The following is a 16,454-nucleotide window of genomic DNA, read 5'->3' as shown; positions in this document are numbered from 1 at the left end:
GGCGTGCTCAGTCGTCGACCTCGACGCCATAGCGCACGGCGAACGCGCCCAGGTCGTCGTCGTAGCCCTGCCCGATCATCCGGAGCCGCCACACATCTCCGCGTCGGTAGATCTCGGCGATGATCATGGATCGTTCGGTCGTCGCGGCATCCAGCACCGCTGTGGCGATCCCGGCCTCCTCGGTGTCGACGCTGACCGAGAGCGCGCCCAGGTCACCGAAGGTCTGCGATTCGATCGCCGCGCCCACCGCGATCCGGGCGACATCCGGCGGGACCTGCCGGAGATCGATGGAGATGCCCTGCTCGCAACTGCCGTCGATGGTCAGCCGGACGGCACCATCCGGACTTGCCGGCTGGTTGTAGAAGACGAACTCGTCGTCGGTGAGCACCCGGTTGGCCGTGTCGAGCTCGAAGGCGACGACGTCGACCTCGGGCGGTTGTTCGGCTTCCGCGCTCCAGGACACGTTGACGGTGAACTGCGCGACGTCGGACGGCAGGTCGATCACCTCGCCCGGCGACATCATCGCCGCAGCCGAGCCCTGCCCGGCGGTGTCGACTCCAGCGGTGCCGGGATCGGGGTCGACGCCGAGCGCGGCGTCGACGTGGTGCATCTCCAGGATGGTGAGTGCACGTTCACGAATCCGCGGCATCCGGGGGTCACCGTCACCGCCGTCGAGAAGGAGGACGTCGGTGACGGCGGCGGTGAGATTGATTGCCGGTACCGCACCCAATTGCACTATCCGCGAACGCATCACGGTGGCCTCGAGGTGGCTGCCACCGAGGATGAGGACGCGGCGAGAAGCCCATGGGCCCGACCGTCGGGCGGGCTGTCGAGTCGGCGGCGACGAGGGTGGGTGGATCACGGTGACCACCTCGATGGTCTCCGGGGCCGACTTCAGCGTGCCGGGAAGTATGTGGTCGGCGAGGCGGAGCATGGTGCCCTCGTCGAGCACCGGTGTACCGTCGAGCCTCGCGCGCTGCAGCTTTCGTGAATCCGGGCTGCCCGGGTTCGCGATGACGATGCCGGTCTTGCCGCTGACACTGTTCATGACGTCGAGGCCGGCATCCGACAGCCGCCGTGCCAGTTCGGTGCGCGGGACCGTCGTCGGACCGGTGATGGCCACCTTGGTGCCCTGGATGAGGCCCACCGCCGGATCGAACCGACCCGGATCCCGCCACGGGCAGGGCACGCGAGTGACCTTGTCCGGGAAGGCGCGCGAGTTGACACCGCAGGCAACGACGGGCAGCCGCAGACCGAGTGTCTCGGCGAGGTCGAGACTGCGGCGGAACACCTCGGCAAGGGTGCGCACATCGTCGCGCGCGTCGTGGGCGGCGCGCTGCCGAATACCCCAGTACGTCGCGAGCGTGCCCAGCTTGACGTTGGGTACGTCGAGTTGGAGTCGGCGAGCGAGCGTGACGGTGCACAGGCGGTGATCGATCGGGAGCGTCGCGCCGAGCCGTCGTGCCTCTTCCACCAGGAACCCGTGATCGAACGTCGCGTTGTGGGCGACCATCGTGCGCCCGGCCAGCATCTGCTGCAGCGGCGACATGGTGACGTCGAAAGTCGGGGCTCCGTGCAGGCGGTCGCGAGTCAGGTTGTGAATGTGCACCGGACCGGGGTCACACCCGGGGTTGAGCAGCGTCGCGTACTCGTCTTCGACGCGTCCGTCGTAGTCGAGAGTCATCGTCGCCAGACTGAGGACCCGATCACGACGCGCATTGGTTCCGGTGGTCTCGACGTCGACCAATACCCAACCGGACTTTCCGACACCCGTGATCACCCTATCCTCCTTGGTCCGTACCGCTCTGCCGGCAGTGCCGCTTCGCTGGGATTGTGCCGCACAGGTCAGACGGATCCGGCGCATTCGCTGTCGTCCGTTCGGCGGGTTCTGCCTCGAGTCGAGATGGCAAGCGGGTGCTCGCGTTCGGCCGAACTGATGGCGCCTGCGACCAACCCCTGCGACCATGGAGGAAGGTCCGGATCGAGCGCACCACAGCCCGGCGTCGAGATCCGCCACGGGTCCAGCCCCGGCCCGCCCGCACCGACCGAGAAGCAGCACGAGGAAGAGCGACGCCCGGTCCAGGTCTGTGCGGCGGATGACGGGATCAGCGCGGGGGCACCTCCGAGGAGACCCGCATGTCGAAGAACCGGACCGCACAGAATGTCTCGCGCAAGCTCATCGAAGCTCATCTGGAATCCGGTGAGATGTCTCCGGGCTCCGAGATCGCCCTGCGCATCGACCAGACGCTGACCCAGGACGCCACCGGCACGCTGGTGATGCAGGAACTCGAGGGTCTCGAACTCGACCGTGCTCGCACGGAGGTCAGCGTCCAGTACGTGGACCACAACCTCTTGCAGACCGACGAGAAGAACGCGGAGGATCACGACTATCTGCGGACGGCCTGCGCGCGCTACGGACTCTGGTACTCCAAACCCGGCAACGGGGTGTCACACCCCACACATATGCAGCGCTTCGGGATTCCGGGTAAGACGATGGTCGGATCGGATTCGCATACACCGGCGGCGGGGTCGTTGGGGATGCTGGCGATCGGGGTCGGCGGCCTCGAGGTCGCGCTCGCGATCGCCGGCCACCCGCTCAACATCCGGATGCCGGAGATCTGGGGTGTCCGGCTGGAAGGCGAACTGCCGCAGTGGTGTTCGGCCAAGGACGTGATCCTGGAGATGCTGCGCCGCCACGACGTGAAGGGCGGTGTCAACCGGATCATCGAGTACCACGGCCCGGGGCTGGCCGGCTTGACTGCGATGGACCGGCATGTGATCGCCAACATGGGTGCCGAACTCGGCGCTACCACCAGCGTGTTCCCCAGCGACGACGCGGTGCGTGAGTTCCTCGCCGCAGAGGGACGCGAGGACGATTGGATCGAACTGCTCGCCGACGACGATGCCAGCTACGACGTCGAGGAGACCATCGATCTGTCCGAGATCGAGCCGTTGATCGCCAAACCGTCGTCGCCGGGGAATGTGGTGCCGGTGCGCGAGGTCGCCGGGGAGCCCATCTCGCAGGTGGTGATCGGCTCCAGCGCCAACCCGGGACTGCGCGACTTCGCGATCGCCGCCGCGATGGTCGCCGACCGTCAGACGGTGCCCGAGGTCAGCTTCGACATCAACCCCACCTCACGCGAGATCCTCACCGACCTCACCATGATGGGTGCCACGGCCAACCTGGTGATCGGCGGGGCGCGTATCCATCAGGCCGGCTGCATGGGTTGCATCGGGATGGGGCAGGCACCGGCGACGGGCAGCAACTCGCTGCGCACGATGCCGCGCAACTTCCCCGGACGGTCGGGTACCACAGAGGATTCGGTCTGGCTGTGCTCGCCGGAGACGGCCACGGCGTCGGCGCTGACCGGAGTCATCACCGACCCGCGCGACTGGGCCGCTGACGTCGATATGGCCTATCCCGAACTCGACCTGCCGCAACAACATTCGATCAACACGGCGATGCTCGTCGAACCGCCACCCGCGGATGAGGCGCAGAAGGTGGAACCGGTCAAGGGCCCCAACATCTCCAGCCTGCCCGAGCTCGACGACCTGCCCGACGAGATCGAGGCGCCCGTACTCCTCAAACTCGGCGACAACATCTCGACCGACGAGATCTCCCCGGCGGGCGCCCGCGCGCTGCCGTTCCGGTCGAACATCCCCAAGCTGGCCGACTTCTCGTTCACCCGCGTCGATGAGACCTATCCCGACCGTGCCCGCGAGGCCGAATCCACCGGCCACGTCATCGTCGGTGGCGACAACTACGGTCAGGGTTCGTCACGTGAGCATGCCGCGATCGCGCCCCGGCATCTCGGCCTGCGGATCGTCATCGCGAAATCCTTCGCGCGGATTCACTGGCAGAATTTGGCCAACTTCGGGGTACTCGCCGTCGAGTTCGACGATGAGTCGGACTATGACGACATCGACCAGGATGATGTTCTGCACGTCGAAAATCTGCGGGACACACTGGAATCCAAGGACGAGATCAACGTCCACAACGTCACCAAGGACAAGACCTTCACCGTGCGTCATCGACTCTCGGCCCGGCAGATCGCCGATGTCCTTGCCGGCGGCCTGATTCCGCGTCTGGCGTCGGAGAAGTACTCCGACCACCAGGAGGCAGAGGAGACCACGGTGCGCACTGGCGGCGACAAGGGTTGAGTCGCCCGGCCAGCAACGCGACCTTGCCACCCGCATGTCCGCCGGACACTAGTGTTCTGAGTCATTAATTCGTGTGCAGTAGTGGGCGATGGAGTCGAGGATCTGGTCAGCGGTCTTGACCCACACGTAGGGGCGGGGGTTGTCGTTCCAGGTCTCGATCCATGCTTTGATGTCGGCGTTGAGCGCTCTCACGGTGCGGTGGGTGGAGCGTTGGAGCTTCTTGGTGGTCAGTTCGGCGAACCAGCGTTCGACGAGGTTCATCCAGGATGAGCTCGTCGGGGTGAAGTGGACAACGAATCGTGGGTGCGAGGTCAGCCATCGTTTGACCGCGGGCGTCTTGTGGGTAGAGGCGTTGTCCATGACCAGGTGGACGTCGAGCTCGTCGGGCACCTCGGCGTCGATCTTGCGGAGGAATCCGATGAATTCCGTTGCGCGATGCCGTGAGTGAAGCGAACCGATGACTTTGCCCGACGCGATGTCCAACGCCGCGTACAGGCTGGAGGTGCCGTTGCGCACGTAGTCGTGGCTGGCCCGTTGCGGGGTGCCCGGGAGCATGGGAAAGATTGGCTGGGTGCGATCGAGCGCTTGGATCTGGGTCTTCTCGTCAACGCAGAGCACCAGGGCACGTTCGGGTGGGTTCATGTAGAGCCCGACGACGTCGCGGACCTTCTCGGTGAACATGGGATCTTTCGACAGCTTCCACGAATCCTGTTTGTGTGGAGCCAATCCGAACGCCCGCCACACACGCGAAACAGTTGACTGCGACATGTCGAGATGCTCAGCCATCGACCGAGTCGACCAGTGTGTCGCATTCTTCGGAGTGGTCTCGAGAGTTGCGGTGATCAGGTCTTTGATCTGCTCGTCGCCGACGGTTCGAGGTCGCCCGGGCCGGGGTTCGTCGAGCAACCCCTCGCAGCGGTGCTCGACGAACCGGCCTCGCCATCGCCGCACGGTACCTCGGTTGAGGCCGAGTCGTTGTGCCACTTCAGTATTCGACCCGCCATCAGCGGCGGCGAGAACGATTCGTGATCGCATCGCCAAACCCGAGGCCGTCGTTCGCCGACGCGCCCACCCTTCGAGCTCACGGCGCTCGTCATCAGTCAGAACAATATCCACTGCTCGCGGACCCCGGGTTGCCATTCCCTAGCCTAACAACCGAACGGAAATTAATGACTCAGGACACTAGGCGCAATGCTTCGACAGCCTCTGCCAACGGGAACGTCCGGGCTATCGGCACCTGCAGATCCCCGGTCGATGCGAGCCGGATAAGCAAGGGCCGCACCGAATCGCGGAACTGCGCACTCTCCGGTTGCCCACCGCCGAGTGCCACGAACCCGTCGGAGGCAGCGCGTCCGGTCGCGGCGACCGTGACGATGCGGGTCCGGTCGGCGACCAGTTCCAGTGAGGCGCTGACGGCGTCGTCGGTGCCTACGGCGTCGAGCGCCGCGGCCGGCGAAAAGGGATCGGCGACCGCACGAATACGGGCCGCCAGGTCGGGGGCGTCATAGGGGACCGGGAGTCCGCCGAATGCGCGGACCTTCTCGAGGTTGTCTGGACTGGCCGTGCCGATCACCCGGATGCCGCGCAGGCGCGCGAGCTGAAGGACCGCGATGCCCACGGCGCCCGACGCGCCGTGCAGCACGATCGTCTCGTCGCGATCGGTGCGGGCCGCACGCATCATGTCGGCCGCGGTGCTGCCGGCCAGCAGAAGGCAAGCCGCTTCGGCGAATCCGAGTGTCGGCGGTTTGGCGAACACGGTGTCGGCGGACACGGTCAACGCCGTCGCATACCCGCCCCGGACGCGAAACGCGAGGACCTCGTCGCCGATCGCGACGTCACCCGATCCGATCCGGGTGTCGGGACCCACGGCCGTGATGACGCCGGATACCTCGTACCCCACCGGCAGCGGAAGCTTGTCCGGGTCCGATTCTCGCCGAACATGTTTGAGATCCGCCGGATTGACTCCCGCCGCCCGCACCTCGATGGTCACCTCACCCGGGCCGGGGTCGGGAACAACGGCGTCGACGAATTCGAAGTCGTCGAGGCCGCCGAACCCCGTGGCCACCGATCGTCGTGCGCGCATGTCCTCCACGGTAGTCCGTGTGAGCCGCCGCGACCATCTGCTGGTTGAGCCGCGACGGCGAGGGACGAGCCGCCGTGTGTCGAAACCACACGCAAGACATACATGTCCGCGCCACGACACGGTCCACCCTGGTTGCGAACATTGCTGGCTCACTGATGGTTTCGACGCGCGGCCGTCTCGCTGCGCTCGCCGGTCGCGGCTCAACCAGCACAAGGGTAGCGACCGTTTCGACGCTCGCCAACTCAACGAGCACAAGGGCAACGACCACTCCGACACCCACCCGCCCAGCCCGAAGGTCGAGCCGCCGCGCGTCGAAACCACCCGCAAGACAAACATGTCCGCACCGCGACACGGTCCACCCTGGTTGCGAACATTGCTGGCTCACTGATGGTTTCGACGCGCGGCCGTCTCGCTGCGCTCGCCGGTCGCGGCTCAACCAGCACATGGGGAGGGCGGCTCAACCAGCGGGCGGGGAGGGCGGCTCAACCAGCGGGTGGGGAGGTGCGGCTCAACCAGCAGGTGGGGAAGTGGAGGGTGGCTCGACCAGCCGGAGGCTCGTCGTCAGGACAGGTACCGGTGCACGTGGGGTTCGGCCTTCTTGGGGGTCTTCGCGTTGAAGCCGTCGCCGATGGCGCGCATCTTCCAGTCACCGCCGGCGCGGCTGAGAACGGCCATCGCGACTCCGGTGAAGGGCATCCCGCCGGCGAGCGTGTATCGCGCGAGTTCGGCGCCGGTGGTGTCGTCGATGAGACGGCAGTAGGCGTTCTGGACCTCGGCGAAAGTCTGGCCGCGGTAGGAGGTCACGATGAAGACGAGGTTGTCGACCGACGGTGCCACCGCCGGCAGGTTCACCGCGATCACCTCGTCGTCGCCGGCCCCCTCGCCGGTCAGGTTGTCACCGGAGTGGTTCAGCGCCCGGTCCTTCGAGGTGAGGTGACCGTAGTAGACGGTGTCGACGCACCGGCCCTGGGAGTACATCAGCACCGAGGCGTCGAGGTCGATGGCGCCACCGCGTCGTCCGAAACCTTTCTGGGGCACCGGGTCCCAGCCGAGGCCCATTCTGATGGCGGTGAGTGCGACGCCGCCCTCCTTGCGCAGGGTGACCTTCTGGCCCTTGGTCAGATTGACCGGGCGTGCCTTGGTGAGACTGATCTCGGGTTCGGGGGCCGGGGGCGGCGGAGGCGTCGGAGCCGGCGGCGGGGTGTACGCGGGTGGTTGGTTGTAGGCGGGAGGAGGTGGGGGCGGTGGGGTGTAGGCGGGAGCGGCCGGAGGCGGCGGAGGTGGTGGGGCACTGGCCGGTTCGTCGTCGACGCTGACCCCGTGGTCGCGGACGAGGTCGGCGAAACCACCCGCGTACCCCTGGCCGATGGCACGCACCTTCCAATCGCTGCCGCGCCGGTAGATCTCGACGGCCACCACCACGGACTCGGTCGAGAGCCCCTCGATCGTGAACGTGAACATTTCCTGCCCAGCAGAATTCAGGACCCGGGCAATCGGGGGAGCGATCCGGCCGAAGCTCGACGACGCGTCATCGAGGGTGATGACCGCTCGGACGGCGGCGGTGTCGGACGGGATCGCCGCGGTGCTGACGGCGAGGCGCGGTCCGCCGCCGACGGTGCTGAGCGTGACACCCGGCCCGTTCGGCTGGTTGTAGAAGATGAAATCGGCATCCGAGCGCACCACCCCGGCGTCGGTCACGAGCAGGGCCGACAGGTCCGCGGCGGCTCCCACCTCGACGGTGATCACGGCCTCCGACGAGGTCAGGGGACCGTTCTGGCCCTTACTGAGCGGGGTCATACGCTGATGTCCTTTCGATGGGGTCGGAGCGGTTCGCCTGATCGGTGAACCATTGCAGTATCTCCTCGCCGGCCAGCGCGCCCTGCTGTTCGGTTACGACGAGGTGCGGCCGGTGCCAGCCGAGGGCTTCGAGTTCACCATGGCGTGGTCGGATGGCCGCATCGGCATAGGTCAGGAGATCGGCATCGAGCCATCCGTCACCGGCTGCCAACAGCGGTGCGTCGGAGGGTAATTCGCTGGTGTCGGAGAGGCGGCGTCGCACCTCGGCGACGGCCGCCGATTTCGTGACGCACTGCGGCATGGCGTAGATCTTGCGGCCCTGCTGCGAGACGGCCCAGCCGCGCGGCTCACACCAGCCCCGCCACTCGTCGAGAAAACCGGCGGGCTGACGCTCGAGATCGACGACCAGGTAACAGAACAGGTCGTCGGCGACGCGCAGCGACCGCACCCAGCCGTCGTCGGTGCGCTCACGCAATTGTGTTGTCACCGTCTGGAGATCGGCACCCAGGCCGCGCACCGCATCCTCGATCCCGGACCGCCACCCGGCGTCGTCGGCGCCGTCGACGATGATGCGTCCACCGCTGCTGACGACCGCGTACCGCAACGGCGCTCCGGGCAGTGTCACCCGGGAGAACTGCGCATGAGTACGGGTGGTCACCGGCACCACCGTCGCAGTCGACGCCAGACGCGTCAGGAGTCCGATCGCCCGGGCGGACATGTAGGAGAGCGGCGCGCCGTCGTAGATCTCCACGCATTGCGGTGCCACCGTGTTGAACTGGTGCTCCCCCATGGCCGAGCGGGAGTAGATCAGGGTGCGGTCGAGGTCGGTCGCGACGAGGATACTCACTCGGTCTCCTTGATGAGGCCCACGCAGGAGTAGGTGAGGTCGGGGACCACCTCGACCGGGACACCGCGCTCGGCGGCGAGGAGCCGGATGTGCGCGTGATCGGCGAGATCTGCCTCCCGGACCAGGACCCGCCACGGAATGCGCCGCAACAACACCCGGGTCGTCTCTCCCACACCGGGTTTCACGAAGTTGATCGACGACAACCCGTACTGTGCCTGGATCTGCTCCACCGCTCGCCAGCCGGCCCACGTGGGTGTCCGGTCGGTGCCGGCGATGGCATGCATCAGTGCCGGAAGGCGCTCGGCGACGGCCGGGAACTCGTCGGTGATGGTGTCGAGCAGCAGCCCGGACACGTCGTGCGGTGCGAGTTCGCGGTAGAACTTGGCGCCGTGGAAGTCGTCGGGACCGATGTAGTCCCGGTTGAGGACGGTGCGTGACACCAGACCGGAGACCGTCGAATTCAGGCAGGCCGACGCGATGAGGAAGTCGTCGCGGGTCCCGAAGGTGCCGGTGCAGTATCCGGTGTCGGCAAGGACGGCGAGCCCATCATGCAGACGGGGGCCGCCGGACTGCTCGAATTCCCGCAGCGCCGCAGTGAGTTCGCGCTGGATGGCGCCCTTACCGGTCCAGCCGTCGACAAAGACCACCGACTCCGGATCGTGCTCGCCGACGATGTAGCGCAGCGCATTGGCGTCGATGCCACGATCGCGCACGATCGACACCGCATAGTGCGGCAACGCGATACCGTGCGCGAACTCGACCCATCGTCGGATCAGGATACCCACCGGCGTCCCGGCACGAGCCAGCGACACCAGTACCGGCTGCGGATGGCGTTCGGCCACAAGGAGTTCACCGACCACGGCCACTGCGTCGGCGATCCGCCCGGCGGTCTGACGCAGCGTGGTGTGGAAGAGCTGCTGATATTCCGCACCCGGCTGGAACTCGACGGGCAGCGACTCGGCGTAGTGGGCGGTGCCGTTCTGGACGCGGCGTTCGCGCTCGGCGAGATCGCCTTCGAGGGCGTGGGCCGACAGATCCTTGAGCAGCCAGGTCACCTCGTCGGCGCGGTACGAACCGAACTCGGGCCCGCGTAAGGGCCGTGCCGTGACGCGACTGCCGGTCATCGCTCACCTCGTGCCGCGGCCAGCGTGGCCTGGCGAGAGGCGGGGACCACCAGGACGGTGAGGTCGTGGCCGGCGGCGGTCAGCACGTCGATGAGTCCTCCCGGAGCTCGTAATGCGTCGGTGTCGGCAGGGGAATCGGCGACGAGGAGCACCTGCGCGGGCAGCTCGTCGGTGCCGTTCACGTTGTACAGGTAGCGATGAGCGGCGGAATCGACTTCCGGTGCGGTGAACTCGAATCCACGACGCAACGGGTACCCGGCGACGTCGCGGACGTGCGCGGGTGAGCGGGTGGTGGTCTGATAGCGGACGTCGAGTCCGGCGTTCTCGAGACGCTCGGCGATGCACAACGGCAGGTACATGAACTCCTCGTGACCGATGACCACCAGCGGGCGTTGCCGGTCGACGACGCTGCGCGAGCGGGCGGCCACCTCGTCGACGGCGGCGGCGAATCGTCGGGCTTCCGAACGCAGCACACCGTGCCGTCCGCCGTCGGGTACGTCGGCCGGCCACGCGACGGTGCTGACGCTGCACTGGCCGCGCTTGGCGGCAACGGGATTGAGCTTCGCCGGGTCCAACGCGCAGACCTCGTCGATCAGGCTGTCCGGCAAGGTCACCCGCCCGCGGGCCAGGCTCACGTGGTCGATCCGGATGCCCAACCGCTGCGCGGTCTCGGCGGTGGCCGCCTCGTGCGCGGACTCGCGCATGTCCACCAGCGCCGCGATCACGTAGTGCTCACGCGGGGCAAGGCGGTGCAGTGCGTCGATCGCCTCGAGGGCGGTCTTGCCGGTCGAGATCTCGTCGTCGACCAGGACCAGGGGTCCGGGGGAGCGCAGCAGATCCGGCGAACTCGGTTGCAGCAGATGGGTGGTGGCGTGCGAATGCCCCTCCTCGAAGGTGCCGTGCACGGCGACGTCGAGTGCCGCCCGGCGCGTCGAATGCAGATACACCGCCGCTGCGATCCGATCAGCCACCGCATGACCGAGTCCGGTGGCGGTTTCGGCGAAGCCGACCACCGTGGCGTTCCCGGCCTCGCCGATGACGCCGATCACCGCATCGCCGAGGTCATCGGCCACGGTGCGAATCACGCTGGGTGGCACCGGAATGTGTTTGCCAAGCACCGTCGAGACCAGCAGGTGTGCCCGGCGGCGGTTGCGCCGCAAGCCGAGGATCACCAGGTCGCTCACTCGCCGGAAGCCGGGCTCGTCGGTGACGTCGGTGATCTGGGCGCCGAATGTGTCGGTCACCCAGGATGTTTCGCGACGCCGGGCGGCAGCGGTGCTGCTGGTCATGAGGGTGCCAGCGCGGTCAGAAGGTCCACGAAGGCGACGCCCTCTTTGGTGACGCCGAACACGGCGGCCCGGTCCATCACTCGCAACGCCCAGTTCCGGTGCGGTTTCAGTTCATTCATCTTGTTCCGATACGACGAGCGGCGGACCCCACCGGCCTCGTCGGCCAGGATATCGAGGGCATCGTGATACTCCTCGTGGGTGACCGCGGACAGGGCGTGCACCGGGGCAACATGTGCGGGATGGATCACCGTCTTGCCGTGCATGCCGTTGGCGCGGTCGAGGGCGATCTCGCGCAACAGGCCGTCGATGTCGCGACGCACCAGCTGCTGGCGGAACAGCACCGCGTCGTGCTCCTGAAACGGGGTCTGCCGCAGCGTCGGCCGGAAGAGTCGCTCGTGGTCGGCGAAGTACTCCCACACCGGTCCGGTCACGATGTGCCCGGTGTCGTCGCAGCGGCCGAGATGGTTGACGACACTGGCGATCACGTCGGCGGCCACTCGGACGTCATAGATCGTGAGGTCACGGTCGCGGCGAATGCCGAACAGTCCGCACATGTCGGTGGCGCCGACCCGGACGGCCAGCACATGGTCACGGAACTCGCCGAGGACCTCCGAGATGTGCGCGAGCTCGCCGTCGCGCGTCTCGCGATGCACCAGGGCAGGCGATTCCAGCACCGGCATCGCGAAGAGCTTTGCGCCGACAATGTTTTCGGCGTCGTGCACCGCACGCAGATCCGCGCGCGCCGACGCCCCACCGAACTTGGGGATCACGAAACCGTTCAGTACCGTCGACGGACCCAGATCCGTTGCAATGGACCGGATCTGATCAGAGCGCCGGGTGCGGACGAAGAGCAACATGGACGCCGCGTCCCTCCCGGCGAGCGTCCGCAGCGTCTCGACCGTCGATTCGGTGGCGAGACGTTCCTCGTGGTCGGCGACGGCGTCTTCGAGGTCGATGACCATCGAGGTCACGCCCTCAGCGTGCCGGTGGGTGATGGTGTCGGCCAGGTCGGGGCGGGTGCCGGGCACATAGAGCGTGGCGCCCAGCGCGAGGGCCAGTTGCGTCCGCGGATTGGCAGGGGTGATGCATTCGGGATGAACGCAGAACAGGTCGTCGGTCACCGCGGTCGGTAGGTGGCTGAAGTGGCGGACGCCGGTGGGCGTCACGTCGACGGCGTCATCCGACGCCGCGGTGGTGGTCATCGTGCTGCCACCTGTCCTCTCATCCTGTCGACGATCTCCCCGATGCGTCGATCGACAGCCTCCAGCTGGGTGAGGTAATCCCAGAAGTCCGGGTGAATCCGGTCCAGTGCCGAGCCGGCTCGTGTGATCCGGTCGGCCTGAGCATCGAGCACCGATCCCCATTCGTCAACCACAGAGTGATTGATCGCGAACTGTTGGGCGTCGCGTAACCGGAACCTCACCCGGCGTTCAACCGCGGCGGGGTCGGCGCGCACGTCACGCAGTCGCCGCAGTCGGTCGAGGACGGCGTCGACGGCGTCCTCGGCCACCGACAGATGCTCCCGGGCGGTCTCCGCGTCATCGAGGGCCACGTCGGGGGCATCGGTGAGGTGCCCGCGCGCGGTGCTCAGCGCGTCGTCGGCCTGCGCGACGGCCCGATCGATCACGGCACCGTTGTCCTGCAGATCGGCCGAGCACGCGACGCTGAACTCGCGCCGCAACGCCGACAGCGTGGGGTCCACCTGTTCGCGGCGGGTCATGATGGCGCTGCGGAAGGTCTCGACCGACCGAATGACCCGTTCGGCCCGCTCGGCGTAGCCAGCGGCCTCGCCGAGCACGGACTCCACCCGCGCGGCGGCGGCGATCACCGCCCGCCCGGCCCGCCGCTTCTCGGTGAGTCCGACGGCAGCGGTGAACGCGGCGTCGGCTTCGGCGAGCGCATCGGTGACCGAGCGGACGGTGCCAAGGGCGGTGATGCGGCGATCGGCCTGTTCGAGCGCGCCCACCGCGCGCGTGATCGCGACCCGGGCGTCGCGGTCGAGCGTCGCCACCTCACGCAGCGCGCCGCGGGCCCGGGTGAGTTCGGCGTCGTGGACCTGCCCGAAACGGGTCATGTCCGCGTTGATGCGGGTCAGGCCGTCGGTGCAGGCCCGCACCTCGGCGGGCCGGGCGGGTGCCGGGGTGCCGACGCGACCGCTGAGTCGGAGGTATTCGGCGGTCAGCGCCGCGTGGTGTTCGCGGATCGCGGTCCACTCATTGCGCAGCGATGAGCGGGGGTCGAGTTCGTGTGCGGCGGCGACCGCGATCTCGATTTCGCCGACGATGCGATCGGAGTCCAGAAACGCCGACGTCATTTGTTCGAGAGACGAGTCGACGGCGGATTGGGTGTTCTCACCTCCTCCGAACCAGCGGCGGGCAAAGTTTCTGGGCACGAGCCGATGCTATCGAGTAACTTCCAACCCGACACGAACGCGCCGACCGACGATGCGGGTGGTATGCGGGCCGACGATCATCGTGTCGCACACCCCGGAGTCGCCGGTGGTGCGTCGGGACAACGAGGAGGCCGGAATGCAATTGGTGCAACGGTCCAAACGCGTGATCGAGGCCAGGCTCCAGAACACGTCGGTGCGGGCGCTCAGCGGTTCGATGGTCGCCTACGAGGGGCAGGTCACCTTCAAGTCGGCGGGCTTCGGCGGCGGCGCCGGGGTGGTCGCCGGACTCAAACAGCGCGCCACCGGCGAGGCGCTGTCGCTGATGGAATGCGCCGGCAACGGTGTCGTCTACTTCGCGCACGACGCCGCCGAGACCACCATCATCGAACTCGCCGGCGAGACCATGCAGGTGGAGTCGCAGCAGTTGATGGTGCTCAACGGAAACCTCACCACCAACGTCACCTTCGCCGGACTGCGCGGCGCGTCGTCGGGGCAGGGACTGTTCACCACCACCGTCACCGGACACGGTCAGATCGCGTTGCTCTCCCGCGGCGGGCCGCTCATCCACCTCGAGGTGTCGCCGCAGTTCCCGCTGGTCGTCGACCCCGACGCCTTCGTCTGCGCGCGCGGACAGCTGAACCAGTCCTTCGTCACCGACGTCTCGTGGCGCACCGTGATGGGACAGGGCTCCGGGGAGGCGTTCTCGTTGCGCTGGGACGGAACCGGTGTCGTGTCGATCCAGCCTGCCGAACGGTGAGGGAAGCGATGTTCACCAAGGTCAACAGCAAGGTCGTCTCCGTCGACATCGGCCAGACCGGCCCGGTGATCGCCCGACGCGGCGCGATGCTCTTCTATACCGGTCAGGTTCTCTTCCAGCCGCATCAGATCGCCGGCGCGGGTGGTGGGGGATTCGGTGGCGGTGGATTCGGTGCGATGGCCGGTCGGGCACTGGCGGGTGAGCACGAGTCGACGATGGTCGCGCAAGGAAACGGCGTGGTGCACTACGGCTTTCGGGGCATCGAGGTGCAGATCGTGGATCTCGGTGCCGTCGGCGGGGTGCTGCGGGTAGAGGCCTCTAGGCTGCTCGCCTACACGTCCGGACTGCAGGCATCGGTGGTATCGGTGGCCTCGCAAGGCGGCGGTGGTGGCGGTGGTGGCGGACTGCTCGGATCGCTGCGATCGGCGGCGGCCGGCGCGATGACCGGCCAGGGAATGTTCACCACCCAGCTCTCCGGTGCCGGCACCGCGGTGATCCTTGGACACGGTGGCGTCTTCGATCTGCCGGTCACCCCGGACAAACCCGTCGTCGTCGACCCGCAGGCCTATGTCGCGGCCGGCGGACAACTGAACACCACACTGCGGTCGGCGATGAGCTGGCGCAATGTCGGCCGAAGCGGCGGTGAGGCAATGCAATTGGAGTGCACCGGCCAGGGTGTCGTCTTCGTGCAGGCATCGGAGGAGAAGCTGTGAGCGAACTCAACACGGTCTGGAACCCGACGACACTGCCGACCGACGACAACGTCCCGGGCAACAACTACAGCTTCGTCATCGACGTCAACGCGCCCTGGTTCCTGTCCAAGGGCGCCATGATCGCCTACTACGGCCAGATGAACTTCACCTCCCTGCAGCACGGACTGCAGGGACAGATGCTGCACATGGTGGCCCAACAGTTCTCCGCGCCACTGCATCTCGGCGACTTCGTGGTGGCAGAGGGGCAGGGGAAGCTCGTCATCGGCGACCGTGGCTACGACATCAACTCCTACGACCTCGACGACGGCAACCTGACCATCCGGGCGTCGAATCTGCTGGCGTTCCAACCGAATCTGACGCTCAACCAGTCCATCGTGCCGGGATTCCTCACGTTGATCGGGACCGGCAAATTCCTCGCGTCGTCGAGCGGGCCGGTCATGTTCGTCGAACCGCCCGTCCGGGTGGACCCGGAGGCGCTGGTCGGCTGGGCCGACTGTCCGTCGCCGAGCCACCACTTCGACCAGGCGTGGGTCAACAGCTTCATCGCGGCCGCCGGCCGCCGCTTCGGGATCAACTCCGGTGAGGAACGACAGTTCGACTTCGTCGGTGCCGGAACGGTTCTCGTGCAGTCCAGCGAGAAGGTCCGCAACGACACCTCGATCGTGCAGAGCATCCGCGGTCAACTGCCGGGTATCTCGGTACCCGGTTTGCAGCAGATCAACCAGGAAATCACCGCCCAGCTCGGCCAGAACCAGTAACGGGGGCGCTCAGCCCCGGTAGACCACCACCATCGCCGGGCGGACCGATCGACCGGCAACCACCAGCCCCGGCCGGATCAGTTCGGCGACAGTGCCCGCCGCCGCGGTGTCCGACGCGGCGCGAACGTCGGCCACCTCCATCACCGTGACATCGAAGTCGTCACCGGCACAGGGCATGACGACCCGGCCGTCGCGTCCGACGATCAGCCGCTCCAGCCCGTCGCGCAGCGCCCCGAAGGCGGCCGCCTCACGCTCGGAATCGGCTGTCCGCGCGCAGGTGTCGGCGTCGGTGAACAGGGCGAACAACTCGACCAGCAGCGGCGTGTCGGTGCTCGGACCGGTCCGCTTCGACTCGGCGGTGGCGATCTTGTCGATGATCTGCGACTGTCGCGCGACGACCCGCGTCAGGTCCTGAATCTGCTCACTCAGCAGACGCAGTTGCTCGTGGTCGCCGGGCTCCGCCGATTCGGTCATTCACCGAGCCTACCGGCGCGTGCGCGACGCCCCGACGTCCACATTCCGCTGCTAGCATC

General features: G+C 67.3%; 14 protein-coding genes. 4 read left to right on the top strand and 10 right to left on the bottom strand.

Features of this window, described 5'->3' with window-relative positions; genetic code table 11:
• Positions 1-7: 7 nt before the first annotated feature.
• Positions 8-1,780 carry a TerD family protein gene (locus GBRO_RS23655; RefSeq protein WP_012836358.1) on the bottom strand — a complete coding sequence of 591 codons (1,773 nt, stop codon included), beginning with the start codon at positions 1,778-1,780 and terminating at the stop codon, positions 8-10.
• 356 nt (positions 1,781-2,136) lie between these two features.
• Between GBRO_RS23655 and GBRO_RS23650 the strand changes: the two genes are divergently transcribed.
• Positions 2,137-4,161, top strand: a complete 2,025-nt coding sequence (locus GBRO_RS23650; protein ID WP_012836357.1) for an aconitate hydratase — start codon at positions 2,137-2,139, stop codon at positions 4,159-4,161.
• 48 nt (positions 4,162-4,209) lie between these two features.
• Here GBRO_RS23650 and GBRO_RS23645 read toward each other — a convergent pair whose 3' ends face one another.
• From GBRO_RS23645 to GBRO_RS23605, 8 genes are all read right to left on the bottom strand, one after another.
• Entirely contained in the window at positions 4,210-5,301 is a 1,092-nt protein-coding gene (locus tag GBRO_RS23645) for an IS630 family transposase (RefSeq protein WP_012836356.1), read from the bottom strand.
• Between the two features lie 34 nt (positions 5,302-5,335).
• Complete coding sequence (locus tag GBRO_RS23640) at positions 5,336-6,244, bottom strand: quinone oxidoreductase family protein (RefSeq protein ID WP_012836355.1); 909 nt, start codon at positions 6,242-6,244, stop codon at positions 5,336-5,338.
• A gap of 561 nt (positions 6,245-6,805) precedes the next feature.
• Positions 6,806-8,041 (bottom strand): TerD family protein, encoded by a 1,236-nt coding sequence (locus tag GBRO_RS23630; protein ID WP_012836354.1) that lies wholly within the window; start codon positions 8,039-8,041, stop codon positions 6,806-6,808.
• The gene (locus tag GBRO_RS23625) at positions 8,025-8,888 is read right to left on the bottom strand and encodes an HAD family hydrolase (RefSeq protein ID WP_012836353.1); all 864 of its coding nucleotides are present in this window, start codon (positions 8,886-8,888) and stop codon (positions 8,025-8,027) included. The genes GBRO_RS23630 and GBRO_RS23625 overlap by 17 nt, the downstream gene beginning before the upstream one ends.
• Complete coding sequence (locus GBRO_RS23620; RefSeq protein WP_012836352.1) at positions 8,885-10,012, bottom strand: cysteine protease StiP family protein; 1,128 nt, start codon at positions 10,010-10,012, stop codon at positions 8,885-8,887. The genes GBRO_RS23625 and GBRO_RS23620 overlap by 4 nt, the downstream gene beginning before the upstream one ends.
• Positions 10,009-11,301, bottom strand: coding sequence for a phosphoribosyltransferase family protein (locus tag GBRO_RS23615; protein ID WP_012836351.1), 1,293 nt, complete (start codon positions 11,299-11,301; stop codon positions 10,009-10,011). The genes GBRO_RS23620 and GBRO_RS23615 overlap by 4 nt, the downstream gene beginning before the upstream one ends.
• Positions 11,298-12,503, bottom strand: coding sequence for an HpcH/HpaI aldolase/citrate lyase family protein (locus GBRO_RS23610; RefSeq protein ID WP_041920074.1), 1,206 nt, complete (start codon positions 12,501-12,503; stop codon positions 11,298-11,300). The genes GBRO_RS23615 and GBRO_RS23610 overlap by 4 nt, the downstream gene beginning before the upstream one ends.
• The gene (locus GBRO_RS23605; protein WP_012836349.1) at positions 12,500-13,615 is read right to left on the bottom strand and encodes a hypothetical protein; all 1,116 of its coding nucleotides are present in this window, start codon (positions 13,613-13,615) and stop codon (positions 12,500-12,502) included. Before GBRO_RS23605 ends, GBRO_RS23610 begins: the two co-directional genes overlap by 4 nt.
• Before the next feature lie 214 nt (positions 13,616-13,829).
• Between GBRO_RS23605 and GBRO_RS23600 the strand changes: the two genes are divergently transcribed.
• The 3 genes from GBRO_RS23600 to GBRO_RS23590 are packed head-to-tail and all read left to right on the top strand — an operon-like array spanning position 13,830 to position 15,921.
• Complete coding sequence (locus tag GBRO_RS23600) at positions 13,830-14,450, top strand: AIM24 family protein (RefSeq protein WP_012836348.1); 621 nt, start codon at positions 13,830-13,832, stop codon at positions 14,448-14,450.
• Positions 14,451-14,458: 8 nt separating this feature from the next.
• Positions 14,459-15,163: an AIM24 family protein gene (locus tag GBRO_RS23595; protein WP_012836347.1), complete on the top strand. Its 705-nt coding sequence runs from the start codon at positions 14,459-14,461 to the stop codon at positions 15,161-15,163.
• Positions 15,160-15,921, top strand: coding sequence for an AIM24 family protein (locus GBRO_RS23590; RefSeq protein WP_012836346.1), 762 nt, complete (start codon positions 15,160-15,162; stop codon positions 15,919-15,921). The genes GBRO_RS23595 and GBRO_RS23590 overlap by 4 nt, the downstream gene beginning before the upstream one ends.
• A gap of 9 nt (positions 15,922-15,930) precedes the next feature.
• Here GBRO_RS23590 and grpE read toward each other — a convergent pair whose 3' ends face one another.
• Positions 15,931-16,395 carry a nucleotide exchange factor GrpE gene (grpE, locus tag GBRO_RS23585; RefSeq protein WP_012836345.1) on the bottom strand — a complete coding sequence of 155 codons (465 nt, stop codon included), beginning with the start codon at positions 16,393-16,395 and terminating at the stop codon, positions 15,931-15,933.
• Between the last annotated feature and the right edge of the window lie 59 nt (positions 16,396-16,454).

This window comes from Gordonia bronchialis DSM 43247, from assembly GCF_000024785.1.
Classification (GTDB): Bacteria; Actinomycetota; Actinomycetes; order Mycobacteriales; family Mycobacteriaceae; genus Gordonia; species Gordonia bronchialis.
The sequence above is the reverse complement of the archived record's forward strand: the minus strand, read 5'-3'. Positions and strand labels throughout refer to the sequence as shown.

Bases quoted from the DNA above. Each gene is read 5' to 3' on its own strand.
- GBRO_RS23615 (WP_012836351.1), bottom strand. From the start codon at position 11,301: ATGACCAGCAGCACCGCTGCCGCCCGGCGTCGCGAAACATCCTGGGTG.
- GBRO_RS23650 (WP_012836357.1), top strand. From the start codon at position 2,137: ATGTCGAAGAACCGGACCGCACAGAATGTCTCGCGCAAGCTCATCGAA.
- GBRO_RS23610 (WP_041920074.1), bottom strand. From the start codon at position 12,503: ATGACCACCACCGCGGCGTCGGATGACGCCGTCGACGTGACGCCCACC.
- GBRO_RS23600 (WP_012836348.1), top strand. From the start codon at position 13,830: ATGCAATTGGTGCAACGGTCCAAACGCGTGATCGAGGCCAGGCTCCAG.
- GBRO_RS23605 (WP_012836349.1), bottom strand. From the start codon at position 13,615: ATGACGTCGGCGTTTCTGGACTCCGATCGCATCGTCGGCGAAATCGAG.
- GBRO_RS23595 (WP_012836347.1), top strand. From the start codon at position 14,459: ATGTTCACCAAGGTCAACAGCAAGGTCGTCTCCGTCGACATCGGCCAG.
- GBRO_RS23640 (WP_012836355.1), bottom strand. From the start codon at position 6,244: ATGCGCGCACGACGATCGGTGGCCACGGGGTTCGGCGGCCTCGACGAC.
- GBRO_RS23645 (WP_012836356.1), bottom strand. From the start codon at position 5,301: ATGGCAACCCGGGGTCCGCGAGCAGTGGATATTGTTCTGACTGATGAC.
- GBRO_RS23630 (WP_012836354.1), bottom strand. From the start codon at position 8,041: ATGACCCCGCTCAGTAAGGGCCAGAACGGTCCCCTGACCTCGTCGGAG.
- grpE (WP_012836345.1), bottom strand. From the start codon at position 16,395: ATGACCGAATCGGCGGAGCCCGGCGACCACGAGCAACTGCGTCTGCTG.
- GBRO_RS23620 (WP_012836352.1), bottom strand. From the start codon at position 10,012: ATGACCGGCAGTCGCGTCACGGCACGGCCCTTACGCGGGCCCGAGTTC.